The sequence below is a fragment of the Paenibacillus sp. BJ-4 genome (genome assembly GCF_020404765.1).
In the GTDB taxonomy this organism is placed as follows: Bacteria; Bacillota; Bacilli; order Paenibacillales; family Paenibacillaceae; genus Paenibacillus.
Map to the genome: position 1 here is coordinate 356,334 of NZ_JAIVEM010000006.1, position 16,110 is coordinate 372,443.

Sequence of the window (16,110 nt, forward strand, 5' to 3'; positions counted from 1 at the left end):
TTTTAATTCAAGGAGGAGACAACCATGACAGCACAACAAAAATTGCTCGTATTCGTAGGCTCTTACGCCGAACTGGAAGGTAACGGAGTGTATTCGTACACTTTTAATGAAGAGACGGGAGCCCTTACTTTACAGGATGAGTTCTCCGGCCTGAAAAACCCTACATTCCTGAATGTGGATGTCAAAAATCGGAAGCTGTATTCCATTGGTGAGACCACTTCTGCTGGCGGAGCAAAGGTAGGCGAAGCTGCTGCTTTTGACATTGACCCGGTCAAAGGAACATTTACATTGCTGAATCGCGCGGAAAACGTGGGCTCAACAACCTGCCACATTCAGCGTGATCCATCCGACCGTTACCTTATCGTGGTCAGCTACCATGGAGGTATGGTGGGACTGGTGTCTCTGACTGAGGACGGACGTATCGGTGAGCTGCTGGATGTTAAGCAACATGAAGGTAAGGGAGCGCATCCTGAGCGTCAGGATCGTCCACATCCTCACTCCAGTTTCTTTAGCCCTGACGGCCGATTCCTGTTCGTACAAGACCTCGGTCTGGATCTGATCCGTATCTACACCATTGACGCTGGCCAAGGTCAGCTGGTGCTTCATGGTGAAACGAAAATCCATGCAGGTGCAGGCCCACGCCATTTGACATTCCATCCAAACGGTAAGTTCGCTTTTGTTATTAACGAAGTGGATTCTTCCATTACTTCTTTTGCATATGATGCAGAAGCTGGCAAGCTCACTGAGCTTGAGAGCGTACCGACATTGCCGTCTGATTTTACTGGCGAAAACACAACCGCTGAAATTGCGATTTCACAGGATGGTGCTTATCTATACGGCTCTAACCGCGGGCATGACAGCATCGTGGTGTACGCTGTAGACGGAGCAACCGGCAAGCTGAGCCTGGTAGAGCATGTGTCGGCCGAAGGCGAGCATCCGCGCCATTTTGCTTTGACTCCTAACGGTGATCATTTGCTGGTTGCAAACCGTGACACCAACAACATTGTTACGTTCAAGGTGGACAAGGCAAGCGGTCGCTTAACTTATACCGGACAACAAGTAACCGTATCCAAGCCGGTATGCGTACAGCCTTTTTACTTTTCCGTATAGCAATCCGGGGCTCACTTATGTGAGTCCCTTTTCCTTGATTTTATGCAAGTCCTGTTGTGGGAATCACACCATCTGTTCAACAAGAATCTGGATTTCATAGCAGGCCTCGTCTGGCTGATCTGTAAGAGAATACCCACTTGAATAATATTCTATTCCTCACCCAAAACTTTCCACCGATTTTTTTTGCAATACATAAGCAGTTTTTCAAGACATTCAATACAATTCACATGATTGAGCCCGGTGTAATAAGAAAACACATACGTACCGGAAGGGATTGCTTCGGTTGAATTCAGAATACCCTTGAAAAAAACGGGTTTAATGTAATGCCCCATCCGGTTGCTGGCCAGAACAGGAATTGTTTCATTTACCATTTGTTCAAGCTTCAAAAAAACATAGGATAACGATTCTGAATCCGTCATATTCAAAACAGCCGGGAAAGGGATGTAACGTCTTTCAGGGAGATTTCGCAGGATGATATCCGATTTCCTGTAATCCTGCTTGAAGCGCGACCTAGGTTATCCGCGTTTTCAGGATGGAAGAAAATTGTTGCAATACAGCAATTTGTTAATCTATTTTTCCCAAAGCTCTTTGTATGTGCTTTATCGACTTCTTCAGATTGCGATTTTGCATACACTGTTTTATTTCTTCAATAGAGAGTCCGATCTGGCGAAGCTCCATGATCGTACCGGGAACTTCATATTGTAATATCGAATAATGTCGATAACCCGTTTTTTCATCTACCTGTGAAGGCTTGAACAAATCAATCTTGTCATAATACCTCAGTGTGTCCACGGATATTCCACGAAGTTTTGCCATCTCGCTTATACTCAGCTTCTCTTTACTCATTGGCACGCATCTTATTTCAGTTGATTAATGTATATTATCTGACATGATTTTAATTGAAACATAGAAAAAATTTATAATTCATAATTTTGTGTTAAATAAAGTGACATCAAATTAGGGGCGGGATCTGTTCTGGAAGAGATTGCTGATAAAGCAGGTTTATCTTCTTCTGCAATTGGTATGTATGAGCGTGGGTAGCATGTTCCTGATATTAAACTATATATCTTTTTGCTTAATTCTTTGAAGTGGATATAACTTATTTTTTTATAGGAATTACAGTATCTCAGGAGCAACTGAATAATGCGTTTGTCGCAAACAAGGTGTAATCTTTCCGCCCTAAGAATGTGAAGGTGAAGAAAGAAAGGGTTATATTTTCTGCTTGTAATTCTTTTTAATGTTAATTATATTGACACATTTTCTGGATTTGTCTTATAATTAGAAAAATAAACGAATTATATGTAATTAAAACTAACATATATGGAGCAGGCATCAATGAACCTGAAAAAATCTGCAGTGCGGGTACTTTGCGCGGAGTTTACCAATTTGTCCCCAGGTGATATTCCGGAGCAGATGGAGCAGAAACGCTGCATTAATTCGCTGGAGCTATTTAGTTGAAATGATGCTTGCAGAATCGCTGAGCCGAAGCGGGATACCCGATCTGTTCGAGGAAGGAATCGTGCCCGTGGACTATGAAGGGGCCATTCGTTATGCCAATAAACGTGGCAAAATTCTTCTGAACACCAGCCGATCGGTGGTGGCGAATACCTTGGAACTGGAGGATGAGCTTCGGATCGGTACCAGAGTGTATGCCCGCAGCGACTTAAAGGATTTGCTCGCAAAGGCGAACGAGCAACGCTCCGGATTTTAAAAGGAGAAGGTGACTATGATGAAAGATCATATATTGGAAAAAGATTGGATAGCAGCAGTTTATTCTCAGGATATCGGAAGCGAACCGGTACCTGTTATGATTTTGGAAGAGAGGGTCGTCTTTTTCCGAACCCGGGACGGAGTTCAGGCATTTAAAGATTTATGCATACACCGGGGGGCGGCGTTGTCGCTGGGCAAAGTGGCAGATGATTGTATCGTTTGTCCTTACCACGGCTGGAAGTATGATGCGGAAGGAAAATGCGTCAAAATCCCTCAGCAACCAGCAGAACAAACCATTCCGCCTAAAGCTAAAGCGGTGGTTTATTCCTGCACGGAGCAATACGGCATCATCTGGGTGAAACTTGATGCTCGTTCCGGGAACGAAGCTCCGGTCCCCTTTTATGAGGAATATGAGGATTCAACTTTTCAAACCGTACATGCGGAGCCGTATATCCTGCATGCAACTGCGCCGAGAGTCGTTGAAAATTTTCTGGATGCAAGTCATTTGGCTTTCGTTCACGACAGACTATTGGGCGACTCTGATTTTCCTGAAATACCACATTACAGCGTTTATTGGCATGAAAACCGCTACGTTTCCGACGAAATCGCCATTTACGCTGATGCGGATGGCTCGGGAAATTACGCAACGATTTACTATACGTTTGAAATTTTGCGGCCTATGACGGCAAGACTCAAAAAAGTGAACTATGAAAACAACCAGATTCTATCCATGTTATTTACGGCGCTTCCCCACGAAGAGAGAAAAACAACTGTTTTTGCACTTATTTCTAGAAATTATGCATTAGACCAGTCTGACGAATATTTTCGGGATTTTCAGAAGCGGGTGATCGAGCAGGACGCGGGAATTGTAGAAAGCCAGAAGCCGGAGGAACTTCCTCTGGACTTACAGGAGGAGCTTCATTTGAAGGCGGACCGGGTCAGCATTGCTTACCGGGGGTGGCTGAAAGAGCTGGGTGTGACCTACGGCAGCGACGTTTCGGTTGTCTCTTCAAAGAACACTAGACTATAAAATCAATTTACGGATAAGGAGAGTGCCATGGTGGTACCTAAAGCTAAAAATAACCATTCTGAGGTTCAACTTCCGCGGGATTGCACGTTCACTCCGGAGGATTGGCAGGTGTTGGCACAATATTGGTACCCGGTGGTGCAGGCAAGCGAAATCACGGATAAACCTGTTGGCGTAAAGCTGCTTGATGTGAAGCTCGTATGCTACCGTAGCAACGGCAAGGTGGTTGTCGCCCGTGACCTTTGCTTCCACCGAGGTGCTCCCCTTAGCAAGGGGTGGGTTGAAAACGGAGAAATTGTTTGCCCATATCACGGACTTCGTTACAACTGCGAGGGCAAATGCACATCAGTTCCGGCGTATCCCGACGCCAAAATTTCGCCTAAGCTGAAATTGATCACGTATCCCGTAGTAGAGCGATACGGTCTGATCTGGACATCTCTTGCGTCCAGCGACGTGCAAATTCCCGAGTTTCCGGGATGGGATGACCCGGATTACCTGAACATGCTGCCGCCGAGCTTCGACATTGCAGGTTCGGCAGGGCGCCAGATGGAAGGCTTCCTGGATGTATCGCACTTCGCCTTTGTGCATACCGATACCTTCGGAGACCGTGATAACCCGTTTGTGCCTCAGTACACCGTCAAGCGCGAAGGCAGCGGCTTGCTTGCCGAATATTGGAGCACGGTTAGCAATTACGGCAAAGGTCAGAACAATCTGGTCCCGGAAGGCTTTAAATGGCTTCGCGAATTTCGCGTATTTCCTCCGTTCGCGGCTTCGCTTACGGTCTACTTTCCGAACGACGGCAAGCTAATGATCCTGAACTGTGCCTGCCCGGTATCGGCCCGCTACACCCGGTTATTTTGTCCGATTTCACGAAATTTTGATAAAGATGCATCCGTTGAAGATACCATCAAGTTCAATTTACAAGTGTTTCAGGAAGACCGAGAGATGGTAGAAGCGCAGACTCCAGAGGATTTGCCACTCGATTTGCAAGCAGAGGTCCATATTCCGGCAGATCGCACCTCCATCGCTTACCGGCAGCTTCTTAGCGAGATGGGGCTCGGCAGGTCCTATACAGCCTAAAGGAAATTCTCGAAAATTGGAAAAGCCGTCACATTGGCAAAAATAACAACTGCAAGAGCATATGAAGGGGAGCAGAATGAAATTATCCTTGGATTCTATTAATCGAATGAATAGAGAGCAGTTTGTCGATGCGCTGGGATGGGTGTTCGAGCACTCGCCTTGGGTGGCGGAACGCGCATGGATATCCCGTCCTTTTGCTTCTTTTGGGCAATTGTCCAGTAAATTGGAAGAAGCGGTGGAGCAATCTGCGCTTGATGAACAACTTGCCCTGCTCTGCGCTCACCCTGATCTTGCTGGCAAGCTGAAAATGACGGAGGTCTCCGTTAAAGAGCAGCGGGGCGCTGGCCTGGATGAGCTTTCTCCCGAGGATTATGAACAATTTAGGGCCGGCAATCAGGCCTACAAGGATAAATTCGGATTTCCTTTCATTATAGCCGTACGCGGCCTGAATAAAGATTCGATTTATACCGCCTTGGGCAAACGGCTTGGTGACGAATGGGATGAAGAGAGAATCCTGGCCTTGAAGGAAGTATTCAAGATTGCCCAATTTCGATTAAGCGACTTGATTATGAGCCCTAACGACGGAAAATTAACTACCCACGTGCTAGATGTGTCCTGCGGCGCACCGGCGTCCGGAATGAAGCTCGAGCTGTGGGAAATCGGCGGTGAGGTGGGACGGAGGCTGCTGCGTTCTGTCGTAACCGATGAGGACGGACGCCTGGATGCGCCTCTGCTGTCAGGCGGCGAGTTGAAGGTGGGACAGTATGAGCTGGTTTTTTACGTTGCCGATTATTTTCGGGAGAAGGGCTTGGCCGGGAAAGAGCCCCCTTTTCTGGAGTGCATTCCGATTCGTTTCGGTGTGAGTGATGCGGGCAGCCATTATCATGTTCCGCTGCTTGTAGCTCCTGGCGGCTACAGCACGTACCGGGGAAGCTGATTAATTGAAACAAAATACTGTATTTTTTGTTAAGTGGGTGCATGGATTATGACGGAGTATCTGGAGGTTGTCATACGGGGAGGTCAAGTCGTTTTACCAGATGGAGTATATGTTCTCGATATCGGAATTAAAAATGGAAAAATCCACGTACTCCGGCAATTGCTGGAGCCATCGCAGGAATGCAAAGTCATTGATGCAAGCGGACAGTTTGTACTGCCTGGAATGATAGATGTTCATGTTCATTTCAACGAGCCGGCATTAGGTGATTGGGAAGGTTTTGTCAGTGGATCGGCATCACTTGCTGCAGGCGGATGCACCGCCTACATAGACATGCCTCTAAATGGCCGGCCGCCTACAACTTCATTAAGCGCATTAAATCAAAAATCGGCTTTGGCCTATGGTCAGTCGTACGTTGATTACGCGTTCTGGGGAGGACTTGTACCAGGAAATCTGAAATCACTGGAAGCTTTGGCGGAGGCAGGAGTTGCCGGATTCAAAGCCTTTATGTCCCACCCGGGAGGAGAAGGAGAGGACATTTTCCGGGGAGTCGATGATGTTACCTTATATGAGGGGATGCAGCGAATTGCTGCAATTGGCGGCATTCTTGCCCTTCATGCAGAAAGTGAGCCGCTGGTAGCGGGGCTTGGCGCTAAAGCGCAGCATACCGGCAAAACCGGGTTTCGCGATTATGCGGCATCCCGGCCGGTACTTGCGGAATTGGAAGCCGTCCATCGTGCACTGTTTTATGCGAAGCAGACAGGTTGCGCGCTGCATTTTGTGCATATTAGCAATCCTCAAGCTGTAGAGCTGATTGATCAGGCAAAACGCACAGGCATGAATGTTACGTTGGAAACTTGTCCGCACTACTTGATGCTGACCTGTGATGATATGGGGTCCCTCGGAACCGTTTCGAAATGTGCCCCGCCGCTCCGGTCCGAAGCGGAACGGGAAGAGATGTGGAAGGCAATTGCTGCCGGGAAGATAGACATGATCGCTTCGGATCATTCACCGTGTCCGAACGAGTTAAAGCGATCCGACGACTGGTTTCAAGCTTGGGGAGGCATTTCCGGAGCACAGAGCTCGATGGAACTGATTCTGGATGAAGGACACCTGAAACGAAAGATTCCTTTACCCTTGTTATCTCGGCTGCTGTCTGAAAATCCGGCCCGCCGTTTTGGTCTCTTTCCCCGCAAAGGCACGATTCAAGTAGGAATGGACGCAGATTTGACGATTTTCAACTTGAACAGTCCGTATACCTTGGCTGCGAATGATTTGTATTACCGTCATAAACATAGTCCTTATGTTGGCAGGCAATTGAACTGCCGGGTAACTGCCACTTTATGTCGTGGTGAAGTGGTATATAGGTTGGGCGAAGGAGTTTCGCTGTCGAGAAAGGGAATGCTGCTGCATCCATTCAAGCGTAAGGGGGGGGGATAGATGATGAACAATGTCATACCACGCTTACCGCAAGAGCTGCCGGATATCAACCGATTAGCTGCTTCTATCGAAGAAACATTGCATTGGTTATCCGAATATGGTGCAGACGGCGGGGGAGGTATTACCCGGTTTCTATATTCGAATTCCTGGAAACAAGCGCAAACGGCTCTAAACGACAGGATGAAGCAAGCCGGGCTTAAGGTTTACTTTGATGAAGCGGGGAACCTTTATGGACGAATTGAAGGAACGGAACCGAATCGGGGAACGATTCTGACAGGCTCCCATATAGATACCGTCATAAATGGAGGCAAATATGACGGGGCTTTCGGCATTGCCGCAGGGTTAGCAGCTCTTCAGTTTTTATTGGAACGATACGGAAGACCGAAATGCAACCTTGAGATCGTCTCGTTCTGTGAAGAAGAAGGAAGCCGATTTCCGTTAACATACTGGGGTTCTGGTAATGTTTCAGGACGTTATTCGGTCGATCAAGTACCGGAAATATGCGACTCCGGAGGCGTTAGTTTAAGGGAAGCGATGATGTCGGCAGGATTTGGTTCCAAGGCGGGGCGCGCTGCAAAACGGGACGATATCCAAGCGTTTATCGAGCTTCATATCGAGCAGGGAAAGGTTCTTGAACGGGAAGAGAAGGGGATTGGGGTGGTCAAAGGCATCGTCGGGCAAAAGCGGTTTACGTGTGAGGTCACAGGCGAAGCAAATCATGCGGGAACGACGCCGATGGCCTTGCGGCGAGATGCGCTTGCGGGCGTATCCGAAATGATTCAGTTGCTCGAAGGGCTGGCGCAAAGCTACGGCTCCCCGATGGTAGCGACCGTAGGAAGCTTGGAAGTGATCCCTGGTCTATCTAACGTGATTCCCGGCAAAGTCACGTTTACACTTGATGTGCGGCATTCGGATTCTGTGACATTATCCGCTTTTTGTCAAGCCGTGAAAATAAGCTTCGAAGAAGTTGCAGCCAGACGGGGGCTTATGCTGACCCTCAGCCAATGGATGAACGCAGAGCCGGTCATGATGGACGTAGAACTGACTCGAATGGTGGAACATATTTGTATGCATAGAAATTTGAGCTTTCTCAGCATGTTCAGCGGTGCCGGTCACGATACGCAAGTGATGCAGTCCGTCTGTCCAACCGCACTCGTATTTGTTCCTAGCCGCGGCGGCATCAGCCACTCTCCCGATGAATACACGTCCACGAAGGAGCTTGCTACTGGTGTTTCCGTCCTAACCGATTTCTTGTATGTATTGGCCTATGACAGGGGGGGAGCGCTTTGAAAACGTATCGTGATCTGTCACCGTCCCCTCGTACAATCTTGACCCCCGGACCGGTGGAGGTGGATCCGCGTGTACTGCGGGCGATGTCGTTTCCGATACTGGGGCAGTTTGATCCAGAATTTACCGACATCATGAATGAAACGATGGACATGATCAGGGTGTTGTTCCAAACGAACAATCACTGGGCATTTTCGGTTGACGGTACATCTCGTTCCGGTATCGAAGCTGTGCTGACGAGCTTAATTGAACCGGGAGACCGTGTATTGGTTCCGATCTACGGCAGATTCGGCCATTTGTTGGTAGAAATTGCGGAACGCTGCGGAGCCGAGATCTCTACCATGGAGCAGGAATGGGGGCAAGTCTTTGATCCGGAGCAAGTAGTGAAAAGGATCCGTCAAGAGCGTCCGGATATTGTGGCGATCGTCCACGGCGAGACATCGACAGGACGTATGCAGCCGCTGAAGGAAATAGGGAAAGTTTGCCGGGAGTTGGATGTTCTTCTCGTCGTCGATGCGGTTGCGACGGTCGGTGGAACGAAGGTTGCGACGGATGAGTGGATGCTGGATGCCGTGATTGGAGGAACACAAAAATGTCTTTCCGTTCCGGCAGGCATGGCACCTGTTACCTATAATGAGCGGGCAGCAGCGAAAATATTGAAGCGAAAACGAATCGAACGTGGGCTTCGCGATCCCCAGACGGAAACCGGTTGGAGCGGTAAAGGAATTCAAAGTAATTATCTGGATTTAAGTCAGCTTCAGGACTATTGGAGTCCAGTCCGATTAAACCATCATACCGAAGCGACTTCGATGCTGTACGCCCTGCGGGAAGGCTTACGTCTCGTATTGGAAGAAGGGTTGGAGCAGCGTTTTGCCCGCCATCTCGAGCATGAAGCGGCATTGGTGGCTGGAATTCGTGCGATGGGATTAACGCTGTTCGGCAATCCTGGCTGCAAGATGCCGATGGTTACGTGCGTAAATATACCAGACGGCGTTGACGGCGAATCTGTTCGGACGATGCTTCTTCACGAATTCGGCATTGAAATCGCCAGCTCGTTCGGGGCGCTCAAAGGGAAAATATGGCGGATCGGCACTATGGGATATAGCTGCAATAAAAAAAATGTGCTGCACTTGCTTGGAGCGCTTGAGGCCGCATTGCTCCGTCATCGCGTCCCCGTTCATATTGGAGCTGCTTCACAGGCCGCATTGGACGTTTATAGCAGAAAGGCGAATACGTATGGATAAACCGGAAATCGGAAACCAAAGTCATGGTCGTCAGCCAGATCGCTCTCTCTTTCGTCTTACCGACCGCTGAAAGGAATGAGCAATCATGAGCCTAGAGGCTTTAAATGAACGAGTAATAACCGATCTTTCCTATCTCAACTTCAGGGGACCTAACTGGGTTCGCCCACTGATCCATCCTAAGGGGCATGTCTATGACGTTGTGATCGTCGGCGGCGGACAATGCGGCTTGGGCGCAGCCTTCGGCCTTTTGCGAGAACGTGTTTCCAACATTCTCGTTATCGACGAAAACAAGGAAGGCTCCGAAGGACCGTGGGAAACCTATGCCCGCATGGTGACGTTGAGAACACCCAAGTATTTGACCTCCATCGACCTGGGGATTCCTTCGCTGACCTTTCGCTCATGGTGGGAGGCACAAGCCGGGCAGAAAGGCTGGGAAGAGGTGGTCAAGATTCCGCGGGGCGACTGGATGAATTACTTGCGCTGGTATCGAAAGGTCCTTGATCTGCCTGTCGTTAATGAGGTCAGGCTGAAGCTGATCGAGCCCGTGGAGGGCGGGATTCACCGCCTGCATATCGAAGGGGCGAGAGCACCATCTGCTCAATTGCTGGCACGCAAGGTTGTGTTGGCCACCGGTATTCAGGGCGGTGGAGAATGGTATGTTCCGCCCGTGATTGCTGATAAACTGCCGCATCACCTATATGCCCACACCTCGGAAACCATTGATTTTGATTCGCTGAAAGGCAAGAGAATCGCTATATTGGGCGGTGGGGCTTCGGCCTTTGATAATGCCAATTTCGCACTAGCTGAAGAAGTGGCTGAGGTCCATATTTTTGTTCGCCGAAAGGAACTGCCTAGGATCAACCCGATCCGTCAGATGGAATTGTCCGGCATGATTGAACGGTTTGCTACGCTCTCGGATGCCGAGAAATATGCGGTGATCGCCCATTTTTTCAAGCACAATCAGCCGCCGACCAATGACACCTTTGAGCGCGCGGTTTCATGGCCCGGTATCCAATTGCATTTGGGTGCGCCATGGCTTGATGTGGAGGCTGCGGACGAAGGAGCGACAGTGACTGTGCCTCAAGGCAAATTCACCTTCGATTTTCTCGTTATCAGCACAGGTCTCCTCTCCGATCCGGCTTTGCGACCGGAGTTGAGGCTTGTCGAAAGCCACATTGCGCGCTGGAAAGACCGTTATAAGGCCCCGAAAGCGGTAGCTAATCCTTTGCTTGATGCACATCCTTATTTGAGTCCGGGCTTTGCTTTCTTGAGCCGCGATGACAAGGACCCAAAACTGCTGAACGGACTTTTTGCTTTTAACTATGCTGCTTTGGTCAGTTGCGGGCTCTCGGCTTCTGCCATTTCTGGCATGAGATTTGCTATACCCAAGCTCGCGTCGGCAGTGGCAGATCAGCTCTTCCTCGATGATCGCGAAGAGATTCTGAAAGACTTCTTTGCCTATGATAAGGCTGAATTTGTTGGCGAGTGGCCGAAAAAGGCATGAACCAAGGGTAAAAACTCACACACGGCTGATACTATCGTTTTTATTGGATGAATGACCTTGAAATGAATAGCAGGAGGATGATCCCGTGAGTAACGAAACCTTAATGAATCAAGCAATCCAGTTAGCCCACCAAAATGTCGTTTCTGGTCATGGTGGCCCATTCGGTGCCATTGTAGTTAAGGATGGAAAAATTATTGGAAGTGGAGTTAATGAAGTTACCTCGTCCTGCGATCCTACAGCACATGCAGAAGTACAGGCTATACGAGAAGCATGTAATCATTTAAATGATTTTCAATTAAATGGTTGTGTGATCTATACAAGCTGTGAACCATGCCCAATGTGTATTGGGGCCATTTATTGGGCAAGACCTGATGCAGTCTACTACGCATGTACAAAGGAAGAAGCAGCAATCATAGGATTTGACGACCAATTTATATATGAACAAATTGCTTTGCCTATGGAAGATCGTTCAATAATTATGAGTCAAATATACCCGCCCAAAAGCAAGCTGCCTTTTGAAACATGGAGCACATCAGTTCAAAAAATAGAATATTAATACTGTCATGTACTGTCATGCTGCAAAATGCTTACTAAGCAATTAGTATCCTTTAAATCATAAGTCAACATTATTGCCACCATTGATTGAAGTTCGATGGTGGCTTTTTATGGTGCATAATCGTATGAACACTTCATTAGCATGTTTTTCTGTATGTTCTTCTAATTAAGATACGAATACTCTCGGCTGAAAAAGGGTACATATGTTATAAACAGAACAATGATTAGGCAAATTCAGGACAAGCTTGCGGATTGCACATATTTTTCACGAGGAGGAGTAGCAATGAAAATTATTATTACGCAAAAGGAAGCTGCCGACAAAGGAATGTGGACAGAGATTATGGGGATGTTTGGTGCAACCAAAGAAGACGAGGTGTGGGGAAATGAGGAGTTTATTCTCACGGAGGAACAAGCACGTCAGGTTGGTTTGATAAGATGACGAGAAGTAAGGCAGGATATGTAATCAAGTTTTAAGACCAAGTCTTAAAAAATCGTAACTTCTTTTTTATGTATCTGATACACTTTTTAACCGTACAACGTTTATGATGAGTCCATAAAGGTAATGAAGCTTACAGACACCGTGTACATACCCAGACGGTAAGGAGAGATCAGACATGATGAGATTAGCTTCGAAATGGACAGTATTGGCTTTAATGATGATATTGATGACGGCGGCGGGAGCAACAGCACAAGGCTACACACCCGTAACACCTGCTGAAAATCAGGAGACCGTATATATAAACCAAATGGAGATGCGTAACGGACAAATCTATTTGTCGGCAGATCCAATTGAATGGTATGAAGGTAAGGCAGCGGACAAGGCATTTTTGGAGCATGAAGGAAATACAGGGTTGGACGGAGCACCGGACGGCTACTACATCGTAAACAATTCCGTTCAAAATGATGTATATCAGGTTGCGTCGGATGCTTCGGTAGAGGTACAAATTTATGATCATACCGGTCGTATTGAAGACACAGACGTGAAATGGAACGAGTCGATTCCGCTGGAACAGTTTGAACAAGATTTCGCCAAAAAAGATGTTCTGGACCTTAGCCAATTTCCGTACCATGTGACGCTACGTGACGGCAAGATCGTTAAAATCGTGCAGCAGTTTATTCCTTAAATAAAAGGTATTGCATAACAATGAGTTGACATATCGTGAAACGTCGATATAATGATTATATGAAGCCAATGGACCCAATTGAAGTATTTAAAGCACTGTCTAATGAAGCACGTCTTCAAATCTTAGAGTGGCTAAAAGACCCTAAAGCCCATTTTGGATCTCAGGAAGGGGTCGACCTTATTGAGATTGGAGTATGTGTTAGTCAGATTACAGCAAAACTGAATATGACCCAATCAACGACATCTCAATATTTGTCTGTCCTTCAGCGGGCGGGACTTATACAATCGACTCGAATAGGAAAATGGACATATTACAAAAGAGATGAAGACGCCTTAAAACAAATTACTTCCTACATTCAGCAAGAACTCTAGTCATAAAAACTGGATTCAAACCATTTGAATTCAGTTTTTATATAAATAATAAATCGATAATTCGAGATTTGTAAATTCATTTTTTTATTTTACCCAACAAATCGACATATCTCGAATTGTATCAATGGTGGTGGTGACATTTTTTTAATGCTAACGGAGTTAACAGGTTATGAAGCAGGCGTTCTTAGAGACTGCCAAAAATTTACCCTAAAAAAGGAGCTGTTCCATATTGTCCAACCATTCCAACCCGTCCGGCAGTGCTAAAACACTCGTTATCGTTGCGCATCCGGATTTGGAGGCTTCCCGCATTAACAAACGATTGACGGTAGAGCTTGAACGAAGAGGCAATGTTACCGTTCATCGACTGTACGAGACTTACCCGGACGAAAAGATCGACGTTGCGCGTGAGCAGGCGCTGTTGACGGCCCACGACCGTGTCGTGCTTCAATTTCCACTGTTCTGGTACAACTCGCCCGCTTTGCTGAAAAAATGGCTGGATGAAGTATTCGAGCTTGGTTTTGCTCACGGCAAAGGAGGCGATAAGCTGAAAGGCAAGGAGCTCCTCATTGCCACTTCTACGGGAGGCGCTCAAAGCATGTACCAAGCCGGAGGCCTTCACAATTATTCATACAGTGAGATACTACGTCCGTTCCAGCAGACTGCTAACTACACCGGAATGAACTATCGCCCGCACTTTGTAGTGAGCGGAATTCGTGAAGTGAGCGATGAACAGCTCGAGAAGTATGCCACAGATTACGCCAACTATGTAGAGAGTCGACCGGCGCTCTCAGGCAGGGTTCAAATTTAACGGAGTATTAATAAGTTCTATTGGATGCTAAAACAGTAACAACAAATAACTAGTGGGTTCTAATATCATCCCTTGCGCAGGATGGTCACGCGTTTTTCATACGTTATAACAAAAAAAAGAGGATATCCATTCCCAATAGGGTGCGGATATCCTCTTTTGATCATATATATGGTATTAGAATGATTTTGCTGCTTCTGTTGCACGTTGTACAGCAGATGCAACGATTTCTTGTGCTTGATCTGGAGCTTGGTTATGTCCTTCCAGTACAACCTTCACGATGTCTTTTACACCGAAGAAGGATAAGATGTTGCTCATGTAGTTCAAAGACATTTCAGCAGCAGCAGCCGGGCCTTCGGAATATACGCCGCCTCTTGCATTCAACAGGGCAACTTTAGTTTCAGTTACGAGACCCACAGGACCTTCAGCGGTGTATTTGAATGTTTTACCAGCTTGGTTCAGGTAGTCAATGTACGTATGCAGTACTGCTGGAATCGTCATGTTCCAGAGCGGGAAAGCAAATACCACTTTGTCTGCTGCCAGGAATTGATCCAGGTAGCCATTAGCAATGTTGGCCAGGCGAGCTTCTTCAGCATTCAGTTCCAAGCCTCTAGCGGACTTGAATGTACCGTTAATCATGTTGGCGTTCAAATAAGGAAGCTCGACAGAGAACAGGTCCAGCTCAGTGATTTCATCAGATGGGTGGGAAGACTTGTAGCTTTCCACGAAGGCGTTATACAATTTAACCGTTGCAGATTCTTCGGCTGTACGATCATTAGCTTTGACAAACAATACTTTAGACATGAAATATTTCCCCCTAAGTAAATTGAATAAGTAAGTTAAGTTAGTAAGTTACCTCGTAATATTACAATATAAAGATAATATCTGTCAACGCTTTTATATTAAATTTACTTTGAAAAGCTACTTTATTTTTTACACTGTAAAATTCATGTGTTTCTTTTGCAAATTATCAGTTTTGCGGTAAAATTTAAATATGAGCAGTTGAGAGTATGTATTGAATAGGTGAAAAATGAAGTTACGACGTTGCCTGCAAAATGCGGTACAACAGTTGAACGAAAAAGGTGAGCAGCTTGAAAATTGGTTTTTTTGATTCAGGACTAGGTGGAATTACGGTATTATCTGAGGCGTTAAAACGGCTGCCGAACGAAAGCTTTGTATACATGGCAGATACGCTTCATGTTCCTTACGGGACGAAAGCACCGCAAGAGGTGCTTGGATATGTCAAGGCTTCAGTAGAAACGATCCTGAAAGAGGATGTTAAGGCCTTGGTCATTGCTTGCAATACAGCGACGAGTATCGCGGTTGCGGAGCTGAGGAAAGATTATGCTATTCCGATTATTGGTATGGAGCCGGCAGTGAAGCCTGCGGTAGAGATGAATCGAGCGAATGGAAAAAGAGTACTTGTGTTAGCTACACCGCTGACATTAAAGCAATCCGGTTATGCAGCGCTGGTATCAAGAGTTGACGATCATGGAAGTGTGGACTCACTACCTCTGCCGGAGCTTGTGCAATATTGTGAGCAGTTAAATTTTGACCGGACAGAATTGTTCGAATATTTTAAACGTAAGTTGTCTTCGTTTAACCTGGACATCTATGGTACGGTCGTTTTGGGATGTACGCATTATCCATTTTATAAGGAAATTCTGAAGGAACTGTTGCCTTCTCATATTCAGCTAATCGATGGGAGTCAGGGAACGGTTAGACGATTAAAACAGGTGCTGTCCGAGCGTAATTTGCTGGCATCTCCGGTAAAAGTGGGTCAATCGCAGGAGGAGCACGTTACATTTCTATGTTCCAGTCAGGATGAAGCCTACGTGCATAAGATGGAACGCGCGCTTGAAATCTATGCGGAGCATGAAAAGATATATTTTTAAGGGAAGAACGGCTGGCGAACAGGT

General features: G+C 46.8%; 18 protein-coding genes. 16 read left to right on the forward strand and 2 right to left on the reverse strand.

The features are described 5' to 3' along the window. Positions 1–24 precede the first annotated feature (24 nt). Entirely contained in the window at positions 25–1,110 is a 1,086-nt protein-coding gene (locus LCF57_RS03495) for a lactonase family protein (protein ID WP_225999450.1), read from the forward strand. A gap of 564 nt (positions 1,111–1,674) precedes the next feature. On the opposite strand, the gene LCF57_RS03500 is transcribed toward LCF57_RS03495, so the two are convergent. Beyond that, positions 1,675–1,956 carry a MerR family transcriptional regulator gene (locus LCF57_RS03500; RefSeq protein WP_225999451.1) on the reverse strand — a complete coding sequence of 94 codons (282 nt, stop codon included), beginning with the start codon at positions 1,954–1,956 and terminating at the stop codon, positions 1,675–1,677. A 489-nt stretch (positions 1,957–2,445) separates the two neighbouring features. Here LCF57_RS03500 and LCF57_RS27495 point away from each other — a divergent pair, with 489 nt between their 5' ends. From LCF57_RS27495 to LCF57_RS03570, 14 genes are all read left to right on the forward strand, one after another. Beyond that, positions 2,446–2,568 (forward strand): hypothetical protein, encoded by a 123-nt coding sequence (locus LCF57_RS27495; protein WP_264083449.1) that lies wholly within the window; start codon positions 2,446–2,448, stop codon positions 2,566–2,568. 1 nt (position 2,569) lies between these two features. Further along, on the forward strand, positions 2,570–2,821 hold the full coding sequence (locus LCF57_RS03505; RefSeq protein WP_225999452.1) for a hypothetical protein: 252 nt from the start codon (positions 2,570–2,572) through the stop codon (positions 2,819–2,821). A gap of 15 nt (positions 2,822–2,836) precedes the next feature. Beyond that, positions 2,837–3,850, forward strand: a complete 1,014-nt coding sequence (locus LCF57_RS03510) for an aromatic ring-hydroxylating oxygenase subunit alpha (RefSeq protein WP_225999453.1) — start codon at positions 2,837–2,839, stop codon at positions 3,848–3,850. Between the two features lie 27 nt (positions 3,851–3,877). Beyond that, positions 3,878–4,927: an aromatic ring-hydroxylating oxygenase subunit alpha gene (locus LCF57_RS03515; protein ID WP_225999454.1), complete on the forward strand. Its 1,050-nt coding sequence runs from the start codon at positions 3,878–3,880 to the stop codon at positions 4,925–4,927. A gap of 76 nt (positions 4,928–5,003) precedes the next feature. Next, positions 5,004–5,864: a 2-oxo-4-hydroxy-4-carboxy-5-ureidoimidazoline decarboxylase gene (gene uraD / locus LCF57_RS27820; RefSeq protein ID WP_318840597.1), complete on the forward strand. Its 861-nt coding sequence runs from the start codon at positions 5,004–5,006 to the stop codon at positions 5,862–5,864. A 48-nt stretch (positions 5,865–5,912) separates the two neighbouring features. Continuing rightward, positions 5,913–7,301 (forward strand): allantoinase, encoded by a 1,389-nt coding sequence (locus LCF57_RS03530; RefSeq protein WP_225999455.1) that lies wholly within the window; start codon positions 5,913–5,915, stop codon positions 7,299–7,301. Next, positions 7,302–8,591: an allantoate deiminase gene (allC, locus tag LCF57_RS03535; protein WP_225999456.1), complete on the forward strand. Its 1,290-nt coding sequence runs from the start codon at positions 7,302–7,304 to the stop codon at positions 8,589–8,591. Continuing rightward, positions 8,588–9,832 (forward strand): pyridoxal-phosphate-dependent aminotransferase family protein, encoded by a 1,245-nt coding sequence (locus LCF57_RS03540; RefSeq protein WP_225999457.1) that lies wholly within the window; start codon positions 8,588–8,590, stop codon positions 9,830–9,832. The genes allC and LCF57_RS03540 overlap by 4 nt, the downstream gene beginning before the upstream one ends. 85 nt (positions 9,833–9,917) lie before the next feature. Further along, the gene (locus LCF57_RS03545) at positions 9,918–11,336 is read left to right on the forward strand and encodes an NAD(P)-binding domain-containing protein (RefSeq protein ID WP_225999458.1); all 1,419 of its coding nucleotides are present in this window, start codon (positions 9,918–9,920) and stop codon (positions 11,334–11,336) included. 85 nt (positions 11,337–11,421) lie between these two features. Further along, positions 11,422–11,892: a nucleoside deaminase gene (locus LCF57_RS03550; protein ID WP_225999459.1), complete on the forward strand. Its 471-nt coding sequence runs from the start codon at positions 11,422–11,424 to the stop codon at positions 11,890–11,892. A gap of 282 nt (positions 11,893–12,174) precedes the next feature. After that, positions 12,175–12,330, forward strand: a complete 156-nt coding sequence (locus tag LCF57_RS03555; RefSeq protein WP_225999460.1) for a hypothetical protein — start codon at positions 12,175–12,177, stop codon at positions 12,328–12,330. Between the two features lie 175 nt (positions 12,331–12,505). After that, on the forward strand, positions 12,506–13,015 hold the full coding sequence (locus LCF57_RS03560) for a hypothetical protein (protein ID WP_225999461.1): 510 nt from the start codon (positions 12,506–12,508) through the stop codon (positions 13,013–13,015). A 68-nt stretch (positions 13,016–13,083) separates the two neighbouring features. Continuing rightward, a complete protein-coding gene (locus LCF57_RS03565; protein ID WP_225999462.1) occupies positions 13,084–13,386 on the forward strand; it encodes an ArsR/SmtB family transcription factor in 303 nt (100 codons plus the stop codon). 229 nt (positions 13,387–13,615) lie between these two features. Next, positions 13,616–14,194, forward strand: coding sequence for an NAD(P)H-dependent oxidoreductase (locus LCF57_RS03570; protein WP_225999463.1), 579 nt, complete (start codon positions 13,616–13,618; stop codon positions 14,192–14,194). A gap of 174 nt (positions 14,195–14,368) precedes the next feature. Here the strand turns inward: LCF57_RS03570 and LCF57_RS03575 are convergent, their stop codons facing one another. Continuing rightward, entirely contained in the window at positions 14,369–14,995 is a 627-nt protein-coding gene (locus LCF57_RS03575) for an FMN-dependent NADH-azoreductase (protein ID WP_225999464.1), read from the reverse strand. Positions 14,996–15,282: 287 nt separating this feature from the next. Here LCF57_RS03575 and murI point away from each other — a divergent pair, with 287 nt between their 5' ends. After that, a complete protein-coding gene (murI, locus tag LCF57_RS03580) occupies positions 15,283–16,086 on the forward strand; it encodes a glutamate racemase (RefSeq protein WP_225999562.1) in 804 nt (267 codons plus the stop codon). Positions 16,087–16,110: the final 24 nt, after the last annotated feature.

Bases quoted from the DNA above. Each gene is read 5' to 3' on its own strand.
- LCF57_RS03560 (WP_225999461.1), top strand. From the start codon at position 12,506: ATGATGAGATTAGCTTCGAAATGGACAGTATTGGCTTTAATGATGATA.
- LCF57_RS27495 (WP_264083449.1), top strand. From the start codon at position 2,446: ATGAACCTGAAAAAATCTGCAGTGCGGGTACTTTGCGCGGAGTTTACC.
- LCF57_RS03530 (WP_225999455.1), top strand. From the start codon at position 5,913: ATGACGGAGTATCTGGAGGTTGTCATACGGGGAGGTCAAGTCGTTTTA.
- LCF57_RS03505 (WP_225999452.1), top strand. From the start codon at position 2,570: ATGATGCTTGCAGAATCGCTGAGCCGAAGCGGGATACCCGATCTGTTC.
- LCF57_RS03500 (WP_225999451.1), bottom strand. From the start codon at position 1,956: ATGAGTAAAGAGAAGCTGAGTATAAGCGAGATGGCAAAACTTCGTGGA.
- LCF57_RS03515 (WP_225999454.1), top strand. From the start codon at position 3,878: ATGGTGGTACCTAAAGCTAAAAATAACCATTCTGAGGTTCAACTTCCG.
- allC (WP_225999456.1), top strand. From the start codon at position 7,302: ATGATGAACAATGTCATACCACGCTTACCGCAAGAGCTGCCGGATATC.
- LCF57_RS03510 (WP_225999453.1), top strand. From the start codon at position 2,837: ATGATGAAAGATCATATATTGGAAAAAGATTGGATAGCAGCAGTTTAT.
- LCF57_RS03575 (WP_225999464.1), bottom strand. From the start codon at position 14,995: ATGTCTAAAGTATTGTTTGTCAAAGCTAATGATCGTACAGCCGAAGAA.
- LCF57_RS03495 (WP_225999450.1), top strand. From the start codon at position 25: ATGACAGCACAACAAAAATTGCTCGTATTCGTAGGCTCTTACGCCGAA.
- uraD (WP_318840597.1), top strand. From the start codon at position 5,004: ATGAAATTATCCTTGGATTCTATTAATCGAATGAATAGAGAGCAGTTT.
- LCF57_RS03545 (WP_225999458.1), top strand. From the start codon at position 9,918: ATGAGCCTAGAGGCTTTAAATGAACGAGTAATAACCGATCTTTCCTAT.
- LCF57_RS03555 (WP_225999460.1), top strand. From the start codon at position 12,175: ATGAAAATTATTATTACGCAAAAGGAAGCTGCCGACAAAGGAATGTGG.
- LCF57_RS03565 (WP_225999462.1), top strand. From the start codon at position 13,084: ATGGACCCAATTGAAGTATTTAAAGCACTGTCTAATGAAGCACGTCTT.